This is a genomic window from Aminobacter sp. Y103A (assembly GCF_030294925.1).
GTDB lineage: Bacteria > Pseudomonadota > Alphaproteobacteria > Rhizobiales > Rhizobiaceae > Aminobacter > Aminobacter ciceronei.
Genome location: NZ_AP017986.1, coordinates 292,461 through 311,372 on the forward strand (window position 1 = coordinate 292,461; position 18,912 = coordinate 311,372).

At 61.3% G+C, this 18,912-nt stretch carries 14 protein-coding genes; 4 read left to right on the plus strand and 10 right to left on the minus strand.

Going from position 1 to position 18,912, the window contains the following annotated elements:
* Positions 1-115 precede the first annotated feature (115 nt).
* Positions 116-1,138 carry a helix-turn-helix domain-containing protein gene (locus Amn_RS01395; protein WP_286297800.1) on the plus strand — a complete coding sequence of 341 codons (1,023 nt, stop codon included), beginning with the start codon at positions 116-118 and terminating at the stop codon, positions 1,136-1,138.
* Between the two features lie 13 nt (positions 1,139-1,151).
* Here Amn_RS01395 and Amn_RS01400 read toward each other — a convergent pair whose 3' ends face one another.
* The 3 genes from Amn_RS01400 to Amn_RS01410 form a co-directional block, all read right to left on the minus strand.
* Complete coding sequence (locus Amn_RS01400; RefSeq protein WP_182575570.1) at positions 1,152-1,748, minus strand: dihydrofolate reductase family protein; 597 nt, start codon at positions 1,746-1,748, stop codon at positions 1,152-1,154.
* A gap of 112 nt (positions 1,749-1,860) precedes the next feature.
* Positions 1,861-2,985, minus strand: a complete 1,125-nt coding sequence (locus tag Amn_RS01405) for an epoxide hydrolase family protein (RefSeq protein ID WP_286294341.1) — start codon at positions 2,983-2,985, stop codon at positions 1,861-1,863.
* Between the two features lie 131 nt (positions 2,986-3,116).
* Positions 3,117-3,782 (minus strand): helix-turn-helix domain-containing protein, encoded by a 666-nt coding sequence (locus Amn_RS01410; protein ID WP_154385872.1) that lies wholly within the window; start codon positions 3,780-3,782, stop codon positions 3,117-3,119.
* A 393-nt stretch (positions 3,783-4,175) separates the two neighbouring features.
* On the opposite strand from Amn_RS01410, the gene Amn_RS01415 reads away from it, so the two are divergent.
* Positions 4,176-5,378, plus strand: coding sequence for an MFS transporter (locus Amn_RS01415; protein WP_286294343.1), 1,203 nt, complete (start codon positions 4,176-4,178; stop codon positions 5,376-5,378).
* Here the strand turns inward: Amn_RS01415 and Amn_RS01420 are convergent.
* From Amn_RS01420 to mutS, 4 genes are all read right to left on the minus strand, one after another.
* On the minus strand, positions 5,365-5,601 hold the full coding sequence (locus Amn_RS01420; RefSeq protein ID WP_286294344.1) for a hypothetical protein: 237 nt from the start codon (positions 5,599-5,601) through the stop codon (positions 5,365-5,367). The two genes, Amn_RS01415 and Amn_RS01420, sit on opposite strands and share 14 nt — an antisense overlap.
* A 340-nt stretch (positions 5,602-5,941) precedes the next feature.
* On the minus strand, positions 5,942-7,699 hold the full coding sequence (locus Amn_RS01425) for an ATP-dependent nuclease (RefSeq protein WP_286294345.1): 1,758 nt from the start codon (positions 7,697-7,699) through the stop codon (positions 5,942-5,944).
* 527 nt (positions 7,700-8,226) lie between these two features.
* Entirely contained in the window at positions 8,227-8,625 is a 399-nt protein-coding gene (locus tag Amn_RS01430; protein ID WP_286294348.1) for a VOC family protein, read from the minus strand.
* Between the two features lie 25 nt (positions 8,626-8,650).
* On the minus strand, positions 8,651-11,299 hold the full coding sequence (gene mutS / locus Amn_RS01435) for a DNA mismatch repair protein MutS (RefSeq protein WP_286297801.1): 2,649 nt from the start codon (positions 11,297-11,299) through the stop codon (positions 8,651-8,653).
* 216 nt (positions 11,300-11,515) lie between these two features.
* On the opposite strand from mutS, the gene Amn_RS01440 reads away from it, so the two are divergent.
* A complete protein-coding gene (locus Amn_RS01440) occupies positions 11,516-13,804 on the plus strand; it encodes an NADP-dependent malic enzyme (protein ID WP_286294349.1) in 2,289 nt (762 codons plus the stop codon).
* 279 nt (positions 13,805-14,083) lie between these two features.
* Here Amn_RS01440 and Amn_RS01445 read toward each other — a convergent pair whose 3' ends face one another.
* The 3 genes from Amn_RS01445 to Amn_RS01455 all read right to left on the minus strand — a co-directional run bounded on the left by Amn_RS01445 (position 14,084) and on the right by Amn_RS01455 (position 18,020).
* The gene (locus Amn_RS01445; RefSeq protein ID WP_286294351.1) at positions 14,084-14,974 is read right to left on the minus strand and encodes a hypothetical protein; all 891 of its coding nucleotides are present in this window, start codon (positions 14,972-14,974) and stop codon (positions 14,084-14,086) included.
* Between the two features lie 2 nt (positions 14,975-14,976).
* Positions 14,977-16,005: a hypothetical protein gene (locus tag Amn_RS01450; protein ID WP_286294353.1), complete on the minus strand. Its 1,029-nt coding sequence runs from the start codon at positions 16,003-16,005 to the stop codon at positions 14,977-14,979.
* Between the two features lie 1,007 nt (positions 16,006-17,012).
* The gene (locus Amn_RS01455) at positions 17,013-18,020 is read right to left on the minus strand and encodes an adenosine kinase (protein ID WP_286294354.1); all 1,008 of its coding nucleotides are present in this window, start codon (positions 18,018-18,020) and stop codon (positions 17,013-17,015) included.
* A 169-nt stretch (positions 18,021-18,189) separates the two neighbouring features.
* On the opposite strand from Amn_RS01455, the gene Amn_RS01460 reads away from it, so the two are divergent.
* Positions 18,190-18,912: a sulfate transporter family protein gene (locus Amn_RS01460; RefSeq protein ID WP_286294355.1), complete on the plus strand. Its 723-nt coding sequence runs from the start codon at positions 18,190-18,192 to the stop codon at positions 18,910-18,912.

Here is an 18,912-nt window from a genome sequence, read left to right on the forward strand (position 1 = left end):
GCAATGGCGAAAATTGACCTTTATCGGCGTCCTCGATCGCGATTCAGGTCGTGCTCGATCGCGATAGAGGCCATGATCGGCTGTCTGCTCTCCCGTGGGATTCGCCTTGATCTTCGTGCCCTTGTCCTTCGTCGCCGCCCTGTTGCTGGTCATCCTGCTCGTCGCAGCATTGCGCGCCCGCGAAACATCAGGCGGCAACACCGCCTTCCTCGTCCTCGTCGCGCTCTGCGCCGTGCAGTCGGTCGTCGTCGGTCTGCGCTGGGGCTATCATGTCGAGGCGGCGCGCTATGTCCAGCCGATCCTGGCTGCCGGCCTGCCGCCTTTGGTGCTGTTCAGTTTCCGCACCTTGCTCCAGCGCGATGATACCCAGGGCGGTGCCACACGCTGGCTGCACGCCTTGCCGCCTCTGGTCATGACTGCCATCGTGCTGTTCGCGCCCGCCTTTATCGATGCAGCACTTGTCGTGCTGTTCGTCGGCTATGCAATCGCCGTGCTGCACCTCGGACGCAGCGGCCCGGACGCTCTGGTCGAGGCGCGCCTCGACAGCGCGGTCGCCGCCCACCGCGCGCTCATCATCGCCGCTGTCGCGCTCTGCCTGTCGGCCCTGTTCGACCTCGGCGTTTTGCTCGCCTTCGAAAAATGGCAGGGCGAAAACGCCGCCGTCATTGCCAGCAACGCCAATCTGCTCGGCCTGTTCTTCATTGGCCTGACCGCCTTCGTCGCCTCGCGCGCCCATCCCTCGACACCGACCCAGACCAATCCATCCGAGCCGTCGCCGTCCGAGCAGGACCGCGAGGTGCTCGATCAGGTCCAGCGCCTGCTGATCGACCAGAAGCTCTATCGCGACGACAATTTGACCCTGTCCAGGCTGGCCCGCCGCGCGGGCGTGCCGGCGCGACAGATCTCGGGCGCCATCAACCGCCTCGCCGGCAAGAATGTTTCGCAGTACATCAACGACGTCAGGATTTCGGAAGCCTGCCGCCTGCTCAGGGACACCGACATGTCGGTCACATCGGCCATGCTCGATGCCGGCTTCCAGACCAAGTCCAACTTCAACCGCGAGTTCCGCCGCGTCACCACGCTGAGCCCCGCCTCCTGGCGCGAGCAGAACCGGCGCAGGGCCGCGAACGCCGCTTGAGCGGCCGCCATCGTCACGCCGCGCGGTAGGTCTGCGCCACGGCACCGCCTGGAATGGCTCTCGAACTCACCAGCTCGAGCCGGGCCGGCGCGGCGAGTTCGGAAAACAGCGGCAGGCCCTGGCCAAGCGCCACAGGGACGACCAGCAACGCGAAGCGGTCGACCAGCCGGCCGGCGACGAGGCTGCGGGCAAAGCTGACCCCGCCATGGGCGACGATCGGCTTGCCCTCCTGCGCCTTCAGCCTGGCGATTTCCTCCGCGAGGTCACCGCTCGCCACATAGGCCTGCGCCCAGCTCTCCGCGCCGGCTTGCAGCGCAGCCTGCGTGGTCGCCGTTGTGGCGTTCGCCAGGATTGGCGGCCCCCGCCGCGAGAACACCGCCTTGGGGATCTGGTTCATCGGTGCCGCGAACTGGTCGGTGGAAGTTGGCCACCAGGCAGCCATGCCATGGAAGGTGCGGCTGCCCTTGATGTGCAGGCTGGCGTTCCACAGGAACTCCACGCTCCACGCCTTGGCCTCCTGGTCGGTGCCGAACATCCAGCCGTTTCGCCCGTCCAGGTCGCTGACGAAACCGTCGACCGACATCGACATCTTCAACACCAGCTCTCTCATAGCCGTCTCCTCCATTGCGGTCCTGACCCGAGGACGCACGGGAACGAAAGATACCCACAGCGCGCGGCCATTTCATTGGCCGCGCGCTGTCGCATTCCGCAATCTCAGGCAGCTAGCGCTGCAGCCCGGCAAAGAAGGCCGCGACCTCTTCCGCCCAGACCTCGGGCACTTCCATCGCCGCAAAATGGCCGCCGCTGGCAAGCTCCGTCCAGCGCAGGATCGTGTTGCCTTCTTCGCCGTAGCGGCGGATGGCGACCTCGTCGCGGGCAAAGACGGCAACGCCCGTCGGCACGCCCGAATTCGGCTTCGGCGACCACGCCTCGGGATCATGCGCATTTTCATAGTAGAGCCGGGTCGACGAGGCAGCGGTTCCGGTGAACCAGTAGACCAGCACATTGGTCAGGAACCGGTCGAGCTCGACGGCATCAGGGCTGTCGCCGAAGCCGGCAAACATGTCGCCCAGCCAGGCGATGAGACCGGCCGGCGAGTCTGAAATGCCATAGGCCAGCGTCTGCGGCCGGCTCGACTGCAGCGCATTGAAGCCGAAGCGTTCGGCCATGAACTGTTGCAGGCGCTGCAAACGGCTCTTCTCGGCATCGCTGAACGTGGCCATCTCGCTGGGATCGATGGGCCCAAGCGGAATGAAGCCCATCGTCGCCGCGTTGACATGCACGCCGATGACCCGGTCAGGTGCTGCCCGGCCGATGGCAGGTGCGATGATCGCACCGGCATCGCCGCCCTGCACGCCGAAGCGCTTGTAGCCGAGGCGCGACATCAGCTCGAGCATGGCGCTGGCGATGCGGCCGTCATTCCAGCCTGCCGCGCGCGTCGGGCCGGAGAAACCGAAGCCGGGCAGCGACGGGATGACGAGATCGAAGCCAGCCTTAGTCAACGGCCCGATCGCACCGAGGAACTCGACGAACGAGCTCGGCCAGCCATGCAGCAGGAGCAGCGGTACGGCATCGATAACCCCCGACTTCACATGCAGGAAATGGATGGTCTGGCCGTCGATCTCGGTGACGAACTGCGGGTTGGCGTTGATCGCTGCCTCCTGCGTGCGCCAGTCGAAGCCGTTCTTCAGCCGCTCGATCGCACGGGTGACGAAACTGGATGCCATGCCGTAGCTCCAGCCGGTGCCTGGAATCTCGTTGGCGAGCCGAGTGTTGGCGAGCCGCGCCTTGAGGTCGGCCAGATCGGCTTCAGAAATGGCGATCTTGAAAGGGGTGATGTCAGACATTGCCGCGTGTCCTTTGCTATGTGCATGACCCCAGCGAAAATCGTGCGATCTCAGGGGGCCGTTCACAGGGTTGAAAGTGCATCCTTTCTAGCCGGCGGCATGGTCTTGCGGATTGAAGATTTCCGACAGTTTCAGCTGCGCGCGGCCTGCCCGGGGGTGACGCCCATGATCGCCTTGACCGAGCGGATCATGTGCGGCTGGTCGGCATAACCCAGCGCAAAGGCGACGTCCGCCGCCGGCCGGCCCTGCTGCAGCAGCGCCACCGCCTTCTGGGCGCGTTCGATCTGCGTGAAGGTCTTGTAGGTGACGCCGGTCGTCTTCAGGAAATGCCGCTGCAGCGTCCGCTCCGACATCGCCATCGGATGGCCCGAGACGATTGAGGCGACCACCCGGTTGTCCTCGACGATGGAGTTGCGCACCAGCTTGCGGACGAAGCCGTCGACCGTTTCGAAGGTCGGGATCTCCAGCACGTCGGAGCCGAGCCGGAAGCGGTCCTTGCCGATCAAGTCCAGCACCACACCCTGGTCGCGCATGACCTCGCCCGGCATCAGCGGCATGAAGCTGCTCGGCTTGAAGGCGATGGAAAGGATTTCGTCGCCGGCGGCATAGTCATGGGTGACGGCAGCCGTGGTCAGCCCGGTGCGCAGCACGGTGGTGGTGTCGGCATTCCTGAAAATGACCACGTCCCAGCAGCCATCCGGCTGGATCTGCATCGAGCCGCCGGTCGCAAAGCTTGTCCGCGTCACCGACTCGACGAACGGCGACGACCAGCCTTCCAGTGTCACGACCTCATGCATGTCAGCCGCCGCGCTCCTCGCGGGGGCAGTGTCGCCGGAGTTGGCTGATGAGGCAAGGGTGCACTGGCCCCGAGGTGGCGCTGGTCGACACCGTTGGGGCTATGGCCGATAGCTGTTGGCTCAAGCCTTTTCGGACGCCGGCCGCAGCTTGACACGCCGGTGACGGCGGGTAGTTTCCTGCCCGCGAGGTAACGTCCTCTCCCGCCAGGGAAAGAATGTCCGGGAACGGCCCGGCCCAATCAAAGGGCTTGTTCATGTGCCGTCATCATCTGTCCTCGCGCCTTGTCCTGAAAACGGCCGCCTCATGGCTGAGACGCTTCGGGAACTCCGGCCCGCGTATCGTGCTGCCGGGCATGAACCGCGTCCGATGATGTAGGTGGTATCAGCTTCGAGATGACCGAACTTGGCGCCCCTCCCTCCAGTGACGTCGCTTCTGAGCCTCTCGACAGGCCTCTGAGCCGCTGGCCGCTGCTCCGCTGGTTTGCCTCATCGGCGACATTGAACGTTCCCCAGGCTTCCGCGCCGGTGGCGTTCTCGCTCGTCGCCTTGGGCCTCACGGGCGACGCACGGGGCGGCGCCGCCATGATCCTGGCCATGACCCTTGCACAGGTCGTCGGCGCCATCCCGATTACACGGCTCGGTACGAACCGTTCAGCCGCGACCTTCCTGAGGCTGTTGGTGGCCTTCCGCACGCTCGCCTTGGCTGCTGTGGTTTTGTGCGCGTTTTACCAGGCGCCGTTTGCTTTGCTTGTCTTCTTCGCGGCTGTGGCCGGCTTGGTCAACGGCGCGGCATTCGGATATTTGCGCGCGTTGCTCAATCACTTCACGTCTGCTTCGCATCTGCCCCGAACGCTCGGCATTGCAGCCACCCTCAATGAGCTGACCTTTGTTCTTGGTCCGGTGGTGGCGTCCGCCCTTGGCGCCGTCTCGCCCGTCTTTGCCCTGCTCGCGCTGACACTGCTCGGTGCCATTCCGGCCCTGCTGGTGCCGCAGGCGGGCAAGAGCCATGTCGAGCACGCGCCTCATGCCGAGGGTTCGGTGCTCAGCCCCTCCATCCTGCTGTGGCTCGTCTGTGCGGCTGCAGGTTCGTCCACGGTCGCGGCCATCGAAATCGGAGCCGTCGCGCTCGCCCTGAAATTCGGCTACCCACCGACGCTGGCCATCCTGTTCACGGTGCCGCTGTGCCTGGCCTCGGTCGCGGGCGGCATCTGGGTCAGCGTGCGCAACCGCATGGCAAGCAGCAGGGCCGTCGTTTTGCTGCTGTGCGTCTTGACGCTTGGAGCCGCACTCGCCGCACTCGGACCATCGCTTGTGACCACGGTCGTCGGCGCCGTCCTCATCGGATTGGTCCTGGCGCCTCTCGGCACCTACTACTCGCTCGTTCTCGACCGCTTGGCCCCGCCGCGCAGGCGACCCGAAGTGTTCGCCTTGCTGCGTACGTCGAGTGCTGTAGGCATCATTTTTGCCAGTGCAGTGCTGACGGCCGCGTCCCTGTCGAGCGCGTTGATCGTCGTCACGGCCACGATGTTCGCGGTGACGCTGACGGTAGCATTTGCGACGCTTAGGCGCCGAACCGGTGCCGTCAATCAAACCTGAGGCCGGAAGCCTTGAAGGTGACCGCCAAAACCGCGTCGCCGGCGGCCGGGTCATGGGTAACAGTCGAGGCGGCCAGCCCGCTACGCAGCACTGACGTCGTATCGCCGTTCCTAGAAGCGACCACGTCCCAGCCCGGCTGCATCTTCACAGAGCCGCCGCCAAACCGGGGCCGCGTCATCGCCTCGACAAACGGCGCCCCGTCCAGTGTCACGACCTCATGCATCTCTGCCGCCGGGCTCCTCGCAAGCGCAGTGTCTGGAGATGCGGGGGGATGCAAAGGTGGGGCGGGAGAGCCGGCGGCCGACCCGTGCCGGGCAGGCAGTTCGGCAGACAGGCGCGCCCGAACACTACTTTTCAGGCGCGCCGCCGTGGATCGCGGGCTTGGTCCAGTTCGGGCTGCCCGTGAAGCTATTGAAATCACAGGACCGAAGAGGGGCTAGGTGCTACCGGTCAGGTTTGGAAATGGGACAGCCGCCGTTCTGCTGCAAACCTCTTCGCGACCGTTGAAGTTTGCTTCAACACTACCTGAAAGCAGGTTTGTCCGAATCGATTGTGGCTAGCAGCTACTCTCCAAGATGAACCTGGATATCTCGGAGGATTGTGAAAATGTCGGGATGAATATCTTCGACGCGTAGCTCCTCAATAATCCTCGAAGGCGTTAGAGTAACCGTGAATTTCTCCTGAACCATGCGCGAAATTTCTGAGAAAACAGCCTTCCCGGGTACGACCTTTCTCTTGAACTCATCATTCGGCCATGCGTGGGTGAAGGCTTGCTCTTCTTCAGCCGAGATCGTCGCTATGTCTTTCTTTGCACTTTTGCCAACCTCATAGCTAATCTTGGCTCCGATGCGGGCCGAGAGGGTCTTTGATTTCATCTGCTCGAAGCAAAAATTAAAGATTTCCTTGATTTCTTGTTCCCATTCGTGAGGCAGGGCGCGAGTAGAGTGCTTTCGCACGACAGCGTTTACCGCGTTCGCCACGAGTAATAGATTCTCGATTTCTTTGAATGGCAGAACCCTGCATTGCGTGTCGTTCGTGTTGACGTCGCGAAGGAACTCGTCGATCTCGTCGTCGCAACGATAGTCGCGATCGAATATAGCCGCTACAGGGATGTGAAAGCCGAAGAAATTCTCGAAGACCCAGGATGATGTGGCTACGCGGGACCAGTTTGCAAACCCGTCCGTCTTCATGAGGGTAACGGTTGCACTAGAGATGAAATCCATGCCGCCTTGCTTCTTTGCAACCTTGGAGAGGATGCGAGCATCCTTCCCTTCGAAGTAAAGAACCTTCTTCGTCTTTGCCAATCGTGCGAACTGTGCGTTCTCCGAGCTGCCGATGGCGGCGTACACATCGGAATATCCCGCATCTCCCTGTATTCTCTTTGCGCCCCTTGATTCCGGTCGGACGATCAGAACGTCACCGGGTTCGACTGCGTTGATGATTTCCGTGGAATGAGTGGCTACGAAATACTGTCCGACTCGTTGTCCAATCACGCTCAAAAGTCGATGCTGGAGATCAGGGTGTAAGTAAATATCGGGTTCATCCAATATGAGCGTTGAATCCTCATCGGCGACGACAAGATGCATCATTGTCTGCATCCAGACTTGGAACCCAAAGCCTGCCCACTGGACTTCCCTGACATGTGATCCGTCGCGGAAGTACATTCGGACAATCGGGCGAGCGCCTCCATGCTCGATCTCTGGAGGACGAAGTTTTACTCCAGGCCATCCCAACTCCACCAAATCCGCGAACGTGTTGAACTCGTCTCTGCTCTTGTGAAGCCAGAAGTTTCGGAAATTACGGCTGGCTAGCCGTCCGTATCTGTTCCGCTCCACGGTTTCCTGAAGGACAAGTTCCTCGTTCTGTTCCAACGGGCTAAGTGTCGGAACGATCACGAGCTTCAATGGAAATTGTTCCCGCAGGAAAGTCGCATTCTTGCGCGCCGCGATATCGGTTACCAGAAAACACTCAAGATCGCCGTCACTTGGTATGGAGATCGCGAACGAGTTCCCATTGTCGAGCTTGATCCTTATCTGCGCAGGTCCGTCACCGAAATTATGAATACAGGACCTCAGGTCATTCTGGATGGCCGACGCTGGGGTCATCCAAGTTGAGCAAACTCCGTGGCCACCTTGTGATTTGAGAGTCGCTGTTCTCCGGCTGGCGAACCTCAACGCATCAAATGCGATTCGGAAGGCATCAAGTGCTGTAGATTTTCCAGCATTGTTCGGTCCTACTAGGACATTTCTATCCCTAGCCGAAAGGATGAAGCGAGAAAACGATTTGTATTCAGCGAACTCTATGGATTTGACTTTGCTCATACCGTGGGAAATCCGACCACTAGGTGCAGAGAAACACCCGAGCCCTGCCACCGCGCATATTGTTCACGCGCGATTGCGGGGGCGAGGCCCGGAAACTCGGCATCAAGCAGCGCTGGTGTCTCTTCGACAGTGATGTCCCAAGCCGCCGGCAAATCGTCCCCCTCCAGCTACACTGATGAACTGCTCTCATTCTAACTAGGTGAAATCAGCCATTGAAGCGCAAGCTAAATGGAGTTGCCCTTTCGATCCAGATACTTCGGCAACCTTATTGAAACTGTACACACCGGCAGGAGCTCCGCGCCTGATCAATCATCAAATTGAATCATCAATTCACTCATCTGACATCTCAGGGTTTCAACCCCCTAAAATTCGCCGTCAGCAACCCCCTTCGTTTGCGCTAGGAGCTTGATTGCCCAGCGCAATCGATGGTGACTGGGGCGGCTCGATGATTGCTCGATGGCTGAAACGGGGCGCTTAGCCGCCGTCTGGCGTAAACTCACCTGTGTTAGCAGTTAGATCGCACTCGCCTAGACCGCCCGATTGAACACCGCCTCAATAGGATGCCCATCAGGATCAATCACGAACGCAGCAAAATAGCTCGGCCCATAATGTTCCCGCAGGCCGGGGCCGCCGTTGTCGGTGCCGCCATGGGCGAGCGCTGCTGCGTGAAACGCCGCGATCGCTTGGCGGTCGGGTGCGGCGAAGGCGAGATGGAAGCCGGGGCCGGGCGGGCGCTGGCCGATGCTAAGCTGCTTGAGCGCCAGCTTGTCGCCGCCGCCTGCGACACCGTAGCCGACGGCCTGGTCGTCGGCGCCGGGCGAGAGGTCTTCCCAGACCCTGACATAACCGAGCGGGGCCAGAGCCGCGTCGTAGAAGGCAGCCGAGCGTTCGATGTCGGAGACGCCAAGCGAGATGTGGTGAAGCATGCCGGTCTCCGCTCCTTGCTGCGGCCTACTTCCCCGCCAGCCCCTTGAGCCTGTACAGCGCGTCAAGCGCCTCGCGCGGGGTCATTTCGTCTGGGCTCAGCCCCTTGAGCGCCTCGCTGAGTGTGTCGTTGGCGACGGGTTTAGCCGCCTCGCGTTTCACCGCGACCGAGAACAGCGGCAGGTCGTCGACAAGGCGGTCGGCCTTACCAGAGGTCTCGCTTTCCTCGAGCTGGTGCAGCACCTCCTTGGCGCGCGCCACGACAGCGTCGGGCAGGCCGGCGAGCCGGGCCACCTGCACGCCGTAGGAGCGGTCGGCGGCACCCTTGCCGACCTCATGCAGGAACACCACTTCGCCTTCCCACTCCTTCACCCGCATCGTCACATTGTGCAGGCGGCCGAGCTTGCCGGAAAGTGCCGTCAGTTCGTGGAAATGGGTGGCGAAGATGGCGCGGCAGCGGTTCTTTTCGTGCAGATATTCGACTGCCGCCCAGGCGATCGACAGGCCGTCGAAGGTGGCGGTACCCCGACCGATCTCGTCGAGGATGACAAGCGTGCGCTCGCCCGCCTGGTTGAGGATGGCGGCGGTCTCGACCATCTCGACCATGAAGGTCGAACGCCCGCGCGCCAGATCGTCCGAGGCGCCGACGCGGGAGAACAGCCGGTCGACCACGCCGATATGTGCACGCTCGGCGGGTACGAACGACCCCATCTGGGCGAGGATGGCGATCAGCGCGTTCTGGCGCAGGAAGGTCGACTTACCACCCATGTTCGGGCCGGTGAGCAGCCAGATGGCGCCGTTCCTGTCGTTGCCGTCAGGCGACAGCGTACAGTCATTGGCGACGAAGGGAGCTGCCGCCTCGCGCCTCAGCGACTGCTCGACCACCGGGTGGCGCCCACCAAAAATGTCGAAGGCGAGGCTGGCGTCGACCTCGGGCCGGCACCACGCCTCGTTCTGGGCGAGCACGGCGAGTGCCGCCGACACGTCGAGCACGGACAGCGCGTCGGCGCCTGACCGGATCGCCTGGGCGTGGGTCACTGCCTCGCCGACCAACTGGTCGAAGGCCTGGAGTTCGATTGTCAGCGCCCGGTCGGCGGCATTGGCGATCTTGGTCTCGAGGCCGGCGAGCTCGGTGGTGGTGAAGCGCATCGCATTCGCCATGGTCTGGCGGTGGATGAAGCGCGCCTTGGCCTCGTCGCTGCCGTTCAGGGCCGTCTGGTTGTTCGCCGTCACCTCGATGTAGTAGCCGAGCACGTTGTTGTGGCGGATCTTGAGCGAGCGGATGCCCGTCTCCTCGATCAGGTCGCGCTCCATGCCGGCGATCACCCGGCGCGACTGGTCGCGCAGCGCCCGCATCTCGTCGAGTTCCGGATGATAGCCGGCGCGGACAAAACCGCCGTCGCGCTTGAGAAGCGGCAGCTCCTCGCCCAGCGCCACGTCGAGATGGTCGGCGAAGCCTGTGGGCAGGGCCGATATCGCCGCGATCGCCGCCGCCAGCTGCTTCGGCAGGGAAGCGCCCGCAAACAACCCGGCAATGGTGCGCGCCGCCGAGAATCCCGAACGCAGCGCGCCGAGATCGCGCGGCCCGCCGCGGTTGAGCGCCAGCCGCGACAGCGCGCGCGGCATGTCGGCGACGCCCTTCAGGCTGAGCCTGAGCGCATCGGTCAGCCGCATTTCGCCGGTGAAGAACGACACCGCGTCCAGCCTGGCGCCGATGGCTTCGGGATCTGTCAGCGGCGACATCAGCCGGTCGGCGAGCAGGCGCGCGCCGCCGCCCGTCACCGTACGGTCGATGGCGCGGAACAGCGAGCCGTCGCGGCCGCCCGACAGGGTGCGCAACAATTCGAGATTGGCGCGTGTCGCCGGGTCGATGAACAGCGTGGTGCCCGACTGCTCGCGCTCGGGCCGCGACAAAGGCGGCCGCTCGGCCTTCTGGGTCTTTTCGACATAGGCGATGACGCCGGAGATGGCCGACAGTTCGGCGCGCGAAAACGCGCCAAAACTGTCCGGCGTCGCCACGTCGTAGAAACGGGCGATGCGGCTGGGCGCCGAGGTCGAATCGAACAGGCTCGGCGGCTGCGGGTTGACGATGCGGCCGACCAGATCGAAGCTCGGGCGCAGCTCCTCGTCATGGAAGGCAGGTTCGGCGACGATCAGCTCGCGCGGGTCGACGCGGAAGATGTCGGCCGAAAGCCGTTCCGGCGTCGTCTCGGCGACGCGGAAGATGCCGGTCGAGATCTCGATCCAGGCGATCGCCAGGCTGGCTTCGCCCGCGCCCTTGACCCGCCCCAGCGCCATCAGGAAATTCGATTCCTGCGGCGCCAAAAGCTTGTCTTCGGTGATGGTGCCAGGCGTCACCAGCCGCACCACGTCGCGCTTGACCACTGACTTCGAGCCGCGCTTCTTGGCTTCCGCCGGGTCTTCCACCTGCTCGCACACGGCGACCCGGTAGCCTTGCCCGATCAGCTTCTGCAGATAGTCGTCGGCGGCATGGATCGGCACCCCGCACATCGGGATGTCCTGGCCCTGGTGCTTGCCGCGCTTGGTCAGCACGATGCCGAGCGCGCGCGAGGCCTTCTCGGCGTCGTCGAAGAACAGCTCGTAGAAGTCGCCCATGCGATAGAACAGCAGCGAATCCGGGTTCGCCGCCTTGATCTCCATATACTGTTCCATCATCGGCGTCGGCGCGGCATGCACCGGGGCTTCGGCCCGGCTTTCCCCTCCGGCTTCCGCAAAGTCAGCTTCCGCAGCGATTATCGGTCGATCGTTCACGCCTGAACCTTCGAAAAAAGGAAATTCCCTCGTCTGCTTGGCGGTTTACAGCGCCGATGTGTAGCCTTAATCCAAAACGCTCCACAAAAAGAAATTTAAGGGACAGGAACGCTTCTCACCATGGCAACTACCAGGAAACCCGACAATTCCGGTCCCTCCGTCTCCGCTCAGGAAGCGCTCGACTTCCACGCCATGGGCCGCCCGGGCAAGCTCGAGATCAATCCGACCAAGCCGATGGCGACGCAGCGCGACCTCAGCCTCGCCTATTCGCCCGGCGTCGCCGTGCCGGTGAAGGCCATCGCCGAGGATCCCTCGCGCGCCTTCGACTACACGACGCGCGGCAATATGGTCGCCGTCATCTCCAACGGCACCGCCATCCTCGGCTTGGGCAATCTCGGCGCGTTGGCCTCCAAGCCGGTCATGGAAGGCAAGTCGGTGCTGTTCAAGCGCTTCGCCGACGTCGATTCCATCGACCTTGAGGTCGACACCGAGGACGCCGACGAATTCATCAACTGCGTGCGTTTCCTCGGGCCGTCCTTCGGCGGCATCAATCTCGAGGACATCAAGGCGCCCGAATGCTTCATCATCGAGCAGCGCCTGCGCGAGCTGATGGACATCCCCGTCTTCCATGACGACCAGCACGGCACCGCCATCATCGCCGCCGCCGGCCTGATCAACGCGCTCGAAATCACCGGCCGTGACATGAAGTCGGCCAAGCTGGTCTGCAATGGCGCCGGTTCCGCCGGCATTGCCTGCATCGAGCTGATCAAGTCGATGGGCTTCACGCCTGACAATGTCATTTTGTGCGACACCAAGGGCGTGGTCTACCAGGGCCGCACCGAAGGCATGAACCAGTGGAAGTCGGCGCATGCGGTCAAGACCGAGGCGCGTTCGCTGGCCGACGCCATGGACGGCGCCGACATCGTCTTCGGCCTCTCGGCCAAGGGCGCGCTGACACCGGCCATGATCCAGTCCATGGCCAAGAACCCGATCATCTTCGCCATGGCCAATCCCGATCCGGAGATCACGCCCGAGGAAGTCGCCGAGATCCGCACCGACGCCATCATGGCGACCGGCCGTTCGGACTATCCGAACCAGGTCAACAACGTGCTCGGCTTCCCCTACATCTTCCGCGGCGCGCTCGATGTCCGCGCGACAACCATCAACGACGCCATGAAGGTCGCCGCCGCCAACGCGCTGGCCGAGCTCGCCCGCCAGGATGTACCCGACGACGTCGCCGCCGCCTATCAGGGCAACCGGCCGAAATTCGGTCCCAACTACATCATCCCGGTGCCGTTCGACCCGCGCCTGATCTCGGCGATCCCGATCGCGGTCGCCAAGGCCGCCATGGAATCGGGCGTCGCCGGCCGGCCGATCCTCGATCTCGACAAATACGCCAACGAGCTCTCCGCCCGCCGCGACCCGATCGCCTCGACCTTGCAGCGCATCTATGACCGGGTGAGGCGCCAGCCCAAGCGCATCGTCTTCGCCGAGGGCGAGGAAGAGCAGGTCATGCGCGCCGCCGTGTCTTATGTGAACCAGAAGCTCGGCACCGCCATCCTTCTCGGTCGCGACGACATCATCAAGGAAAACGCCCGCCAGGCCGGCATCGACCTCAATAAGCCCGGCCTCGAGATCATCAATGCGCGGCTGTCACGCCGCAACGCCATCTATGCCGACTTCCTCTACGAGCGTTTGCAGCGCAAGGGTTACCTTTTGCGCGACTGCCAGCGACTGATCAACAACGACCGCAACCATTTCGCCGCCTGCATGGTGGCGCTCGGCGATGCCGACGGGGTCGTGACAGGCGTCACCCGCAATTACTCGACGGTGCTCGAAGACGTCCGCCGCGTCATCGACGCCAAGCCCGGCCACCGCGTCATCGGCGTGTCGATCGTGCTCGCCCGCGGCCGCACCGTCATCGTCGCCGACACCGCCGTCCACGATATGCCGAACGCCGAGCAGATCGCCGACATCGCCGAGGAAGCCGCCCACTTCGCTCGCCGCATGGGCTACGAGCCGCGCGTGGCGATGCTCGCCTACTCGACCTTCGGCCATCCGGCCGGCGAGCGCTCCGAGCGTGTCCAGGAAGCGGTCAAGATCCTCGACAAGCGCCGCGTCGATTTCGAGTATGACGGCGAAATGGCCGCCGACGTCGCCCTCAACCATCGCCTGATGCAGCAGCAATACCCCTTCTGCCGCCTCTCCGGTGCCGCCAACGTGCTGGTCATGCCGGCCTTCCACTCGGCGGCGATCTCGACCAAGATGCTACAGGAACTCGGCGGCTCCACCGTCATCGGCCCGCTGCTCGTCGGCTTGAACAAGCCGGTCCAGATCGTCTCGCTCAACGCCAAGGACAGCGACATCGTCAACATGGCGGCGATTGCGGCGTATAACGCGGGGGCTTGAGGCGCGGTTCGCGCAGCGAACGAAAAGCCCCCAAATGGGCTTTTCGAGCGCCTCAAGGCCCGGAGCCATAGCGGAGGGCATGGCGCTGCCGCCCTCCTTGCTCCGGCGACGGTTGGGCGAGGCGTCGCAGGCGCCGATTTTCCTCCTTGGGGGGGTGAGGAGTGGTTTCTACCGGCAACGAAGCCTACTACTCGACTTTCGAATGGCTGGTGCCGAACTGGCGTTTCCGTGGTAATTTAAGTTCCCAAGGGTATTCGGCAGACTGGGAAGCAAGGCGCGCTAAATTTCTCCACGAACGAGAACTCGCACGATCTCAGTATAAATCAATGATATCCAATACATACATTCATTCATAATGATTTCACAAACATCTTCTGATCCTCCAATTTGACCCAGGTCAATATTTTCTTCACCAACCCTGTTGTGAAACATCCTGTTCCTAACATTAACCAAAAGAGAATGAACAGAATTGAAGGGCACGCGGAATAGAATATCCCCGGAATCGTCAAACTCGAAGCCTCGGACGCTGCCGCGAACGCTTTTGTCTAGTTGAATTTTCAGCGCAGAAACGAAGTCCTCGCTCTTGCCTGCTACAGAAAAGTCAAAAGTTAGGCGGTTGAGATTCCCGTTCTGCGAAAGTGTCGGGATAAATCGTTCGAATGCTTTAAGGTCTCCGTCTCTATCGTTTTTTAGCAGGGATTGAAGAAAGGCATGAGATTTTCGAAAGTCAGTTTGAATTGTTGCGTAAAGTAATGGAAATGTAACAGATATAAATTCCAGTATCCGATACAGATACAAAAAAGCTTCGGTGTTTCTCCCGGCTTCCTTACTAACTATGCATAGTATGATATCCTGGCGTAGGGTGCAGTAGAAAGCCTCGTTTCTAGATTTTGTTCTTGAAAGAAACTCGCCATACTCTCCAATGGAAATTGAAGAGTCAAATATCTTTTTAACTATATGTTCTGGAGAGATAAGGGATTTTGAAAATACTCGTAATTGATCTTTCCTTAGCTTCGTAATCCGGCCGGTTTTTTTGTTAAAAACGTCGACCGATCCGACAAGTATTCTAAGTATTTCGTGTATTGGGGCTCCGTCGTCGTACAGGCCAAACGGCCTACTCGGAACCTTGTTTTTTGAAATTGGCTCTTTGAGAGTGAAGTTGACCGCCATATTTAATCCACGAGAGTGGCGTTAAAAAACTCTTCGGTAAGGTCTTCGACACTGATATTTTTAAAGACTTCAATCTTTTCGATAAAAAGCCTGGAAAGCTCGCGTCGATATTTCCCAACATTTACCTTCGATATGTCGATTGCTTTAAAAGATTCTTCGAATGTGGCAACCGATTTCGCAAATTCTGTGGGGTCTAGAGCTTTAAGTGTCTGAAAGCTCTTCTTGGCTCCAACCGCGAGTCCGATGAGATTGTTGCCAAGACGAAGCCAATCTCGTGCGAACGGATCTGCAGAGAGGTGATCCACGATGCTTAAAACTTCATCGAATCCGATCTCGGCTTCGGAGAGGTTTGACTCCATCACCTTGCCTACGAGAATTTCATCGAGTTTCGACTCAATGATTCTGGAGTTCTGATTGTTCACGCTATCGGTTAGGAATGCTGTGTAGGCCTCTGCAACATCGCTTTGTCGAAATGCGCCCGGCTTCTTTGTATTCTCGGTTTCCTTCTCCGACACGACCTGAATGGTCAGTTGTTCGGTGTCGAGAAGTCCTTTCGTGAGCATCTCAATTTGATGGCGCGCGGTCATCGGCTTCTGGCCGTTGTTTAATGTAATCATTCGATACAGAAGAAGGTCGTAGCGCTCAGCAATGATTACATTTAAGTGTAGCGGTCGAGTGGCGTCGAAAAGCTGATCGCTGGATGCGTCGTGAAGGGTATTCAGCCGCTGCATACCATCGAGTATGTATCCATTTTGGATATTGTTGTTAACAAAGGATTGCAAAGAATTAATGGAGAGGTTATTTGATTCTTGTTTGTTTACAAATGCTAAAGTGATAGGCGGCATAATACACCCGCGTGCGATATCTTTCTTTAAACGTGCGTAGAATTTCTTCCCTTGAATTTTTCTTTGTTGTTCAAAGCGATTTAGAAGAGGAAACAAATTTTCTAGTGCATAACTGTAGGTCGTTTGCCCTAGGGCAACAGAGCTTTTGATCACGCCATCTCGTGAAGCGCTGAATAGTTGTATCATCTTTTCGCCACCTTGTTATTTCGTCCTGTTGAGTTGCGGCTTCCGGATTTGTAAGGGCGCATTCCTGACTTGCCTGTCGTTTGCCAGGCCGTTGCAGGGTCGTGGACCCCGTAGGCATGCAGCCATAGACAGTTTAAGCAGACTCTCTGTCAATGGGGTTACTGCCGTGTACTACGGAGGGTGAAATTCGATTGTCCGCCGGCTTATACCGCGCTTTTAAGCTGTGAGGCTGCATCGCAGGAAATGACATGCATCCATTGTGCTAACTTGGAGCAGGATTGTTGCCGTAGCCGGAGGTCAGCCGTCTTGCATCATCTGTCAGCAATACGCGTGGATAGCCGCTCCCGTTTCTCCCCGCCTCCAAAACATCCCGTACAATCCCCTGCAGTTCCTCCCGCGGAACGCCGGTCGCGATGGTGACATGCGAGGAGCAGCCGGCGCCTCCGGCAATAGGCTGACGTAGCCTGTTGCCCGGGGAGGTTCCGTCCGAGAGTTCCCCACCGGGCGGGTGCGCTGGACGATGCGCTAGTGGGGCAGGGGGAAATGCCCATGCTCCGGAAGCGGAACGGGCGGAGACAGAGATCGCCGGCGGAGCGCGGGTTCGCGCCACAATCTAGATCAGAAGGCCTCGGCTCCGCGCCCCGCTTCCCGGATTCTTTTCCCAGACTGAAGTGTTCTTTGACAATGGCCAGGCGCGAAGGCGAGCGTGGCGATGAAGAAACTCGGCAAGGTCGCGATCCTTCGCGCCCCTCTCTGGCCTGCCGGACATCTCCCCCTCAGGTGGGGAGATTGGCAGCTTCGGCGCAGCGCATATCCTGCAATGGTGACTATTGGCGAAGGTCGTGGTGACGGCGTGATCTCCCCACCTGAGGGGGAGATGGCCGGCAGGCTAGAGGGGGGGGTGGGACGGAATGAGGTCGGGTAACGTTGGCGCCGCCCCTCATCCGCCTCCCGTGCCTGTCGAGGGGCGGGGCACCTTCTCCCCGTAGACGGGGCGAAGGAAGAGCTCAGAGCAACCCGGCCTGCTCGGCCTCGTGCTTCAAGTTCTGCCTTGGCCGAGGTCCGATCTGCTGGATGACAAGGCCGGCGGCGAGCGAGCCTAGATCGCCGCAATCCTTGAGCGAGCGCCCTTGCGTGTAGCCATAGAGGAATCCGGCGGCATAGAGGTCGCCGGCGCCTGTCGTGTCGACCAGTTCGCGGATTTTGGTCGCGTGGATGACCACGGTCTCGTCGCCGCGCACGATGACCGAGCCCTTCTCGGAGCGGGTGACAGCGGCGATCTTGCAGTCCTTGCGGATCAGCGACAGTGCCTCGTCGAACGACGACGTCTCATAGAGCGACTTGATCTCGTGGCTGTTGGCAAAAACGATGTCGACGGTGCCCGAACGCATCAGTTCGAGGAACTCGGCGCGGTAGCGGTCGACGCAGAACGAATCTGACAGCGTCATCGACACTTCGCGGCCGGCGGCATGCGCATGTGCTGCCGTCATGCGGATCGCTTCCTTGGCCAGCGGCGGGTCCCACAGGTAGCCTTCGAAATAGGTGACCTTGGCACCGCTTGCCTTGTCCGCCTCGACGTCGTCTGGCCCGAGCTCGACGCAGGCGCCGAGATAGGTGTTCATCGAACGCTCACCGTCTGGGGTGACGAGGATCATCGAGCGCGCCGTCGGCGGCGTGCCGTCGAGGGGCCCTCCTTCAAGCGGCGTTGTGTCGAAGGCGACGCCCTGGGCGCGGATGTCGTGGGTGAAGACCTCGCCGAGATGGTCGCGGGAAACCTTGCCGAAATAGGCCGAACGGCCGCCGAAGCTGGCGATGCCGGCAGCGGTGTTGCCGGCCGAGCCGCCCGAGGCCTCGATCGCCGGGCCCATGCGGGAATAGAGCAGTTCGGCGCGCTCGGCGTCGATCAGGTTCATCGCCCCCTTGATGATGCCGTTGTCGGTGAGAAAGGCCTCGTCGCATTGCGCGATGATGTCGACGATGGCGTTGCCGATGCACAGCACGTCATATTGGCTCATCAGGGTCTCCGCGGCGCTTTGGCCGTAAAAAGGGGCCGAGGGGTCGGCAAAACGGATTGCGTTTAGCGGCTCGCGGCGCGTTTGCCTACCGGCAAATTGGCAGCAGGCGCTTGAGGCCGGCCCCGCGGCACCTTATCTCAGCGCGGAAACAGGGAGACGTAACCCCAACATGATCCTCGACGCCGCCCGCACTGCTGCCGGCCAGCTCTTTTCGGCCGAGTTCCGCACGGTGTTTTTGAAGACGCTGGGGCTGACACTGCTTACGCTCGTTGCGCTGTGGTTCGGCATCCGCGAGGTGTTCGACTGGCTGGCCTGGCCATGGATCGACGCCATGCTGCCCGGCCTGCCCGCCTGGACCGGCTGGCTCGGCCTGATCGCCGCGATCATTGCCGGCATAGGCCTGGCTCTGGGACTGGCGCTGCTGATCGCGCCGGTCACGGCGATCGTCGCGGGCCTGTTTCTGGACGATGTCGCCGAGGTCGTCGAGAAGACCAACTATCCCACCGAACGTCCGGGGCAGCCGGTGCCGGCCTTGCGCGCGATCGTGCTGGCGATCAAGTTCTTCGGCATCGTCATCCTCGGCAATCTGCTGGCGCTGTTGTTGATGTTCATCCCCATCGTCAACATCGGCGCCTTCTTCCTGGTCAACGGCTACCTGCTCGGTCGCGAGTTCTTCGAGTTCGCCGCCATGCGGTTCCGCTCGGAAGAGGACGCCAAGGATTTGCGCCGCCGCAATGCCGGCACGGTGTTCATGGCCGGCCTTGTCATCGCAGCCTTCCTCGCCGTGCCGATCCTCAACCTTCTCACCCCGCTCTTCGCCGCGGCGATGATGGTGCATCTGCACAAGAGCGTGTCGGCCGCCGAACGCCGGCCAGAAATGGCGCGGGCATGA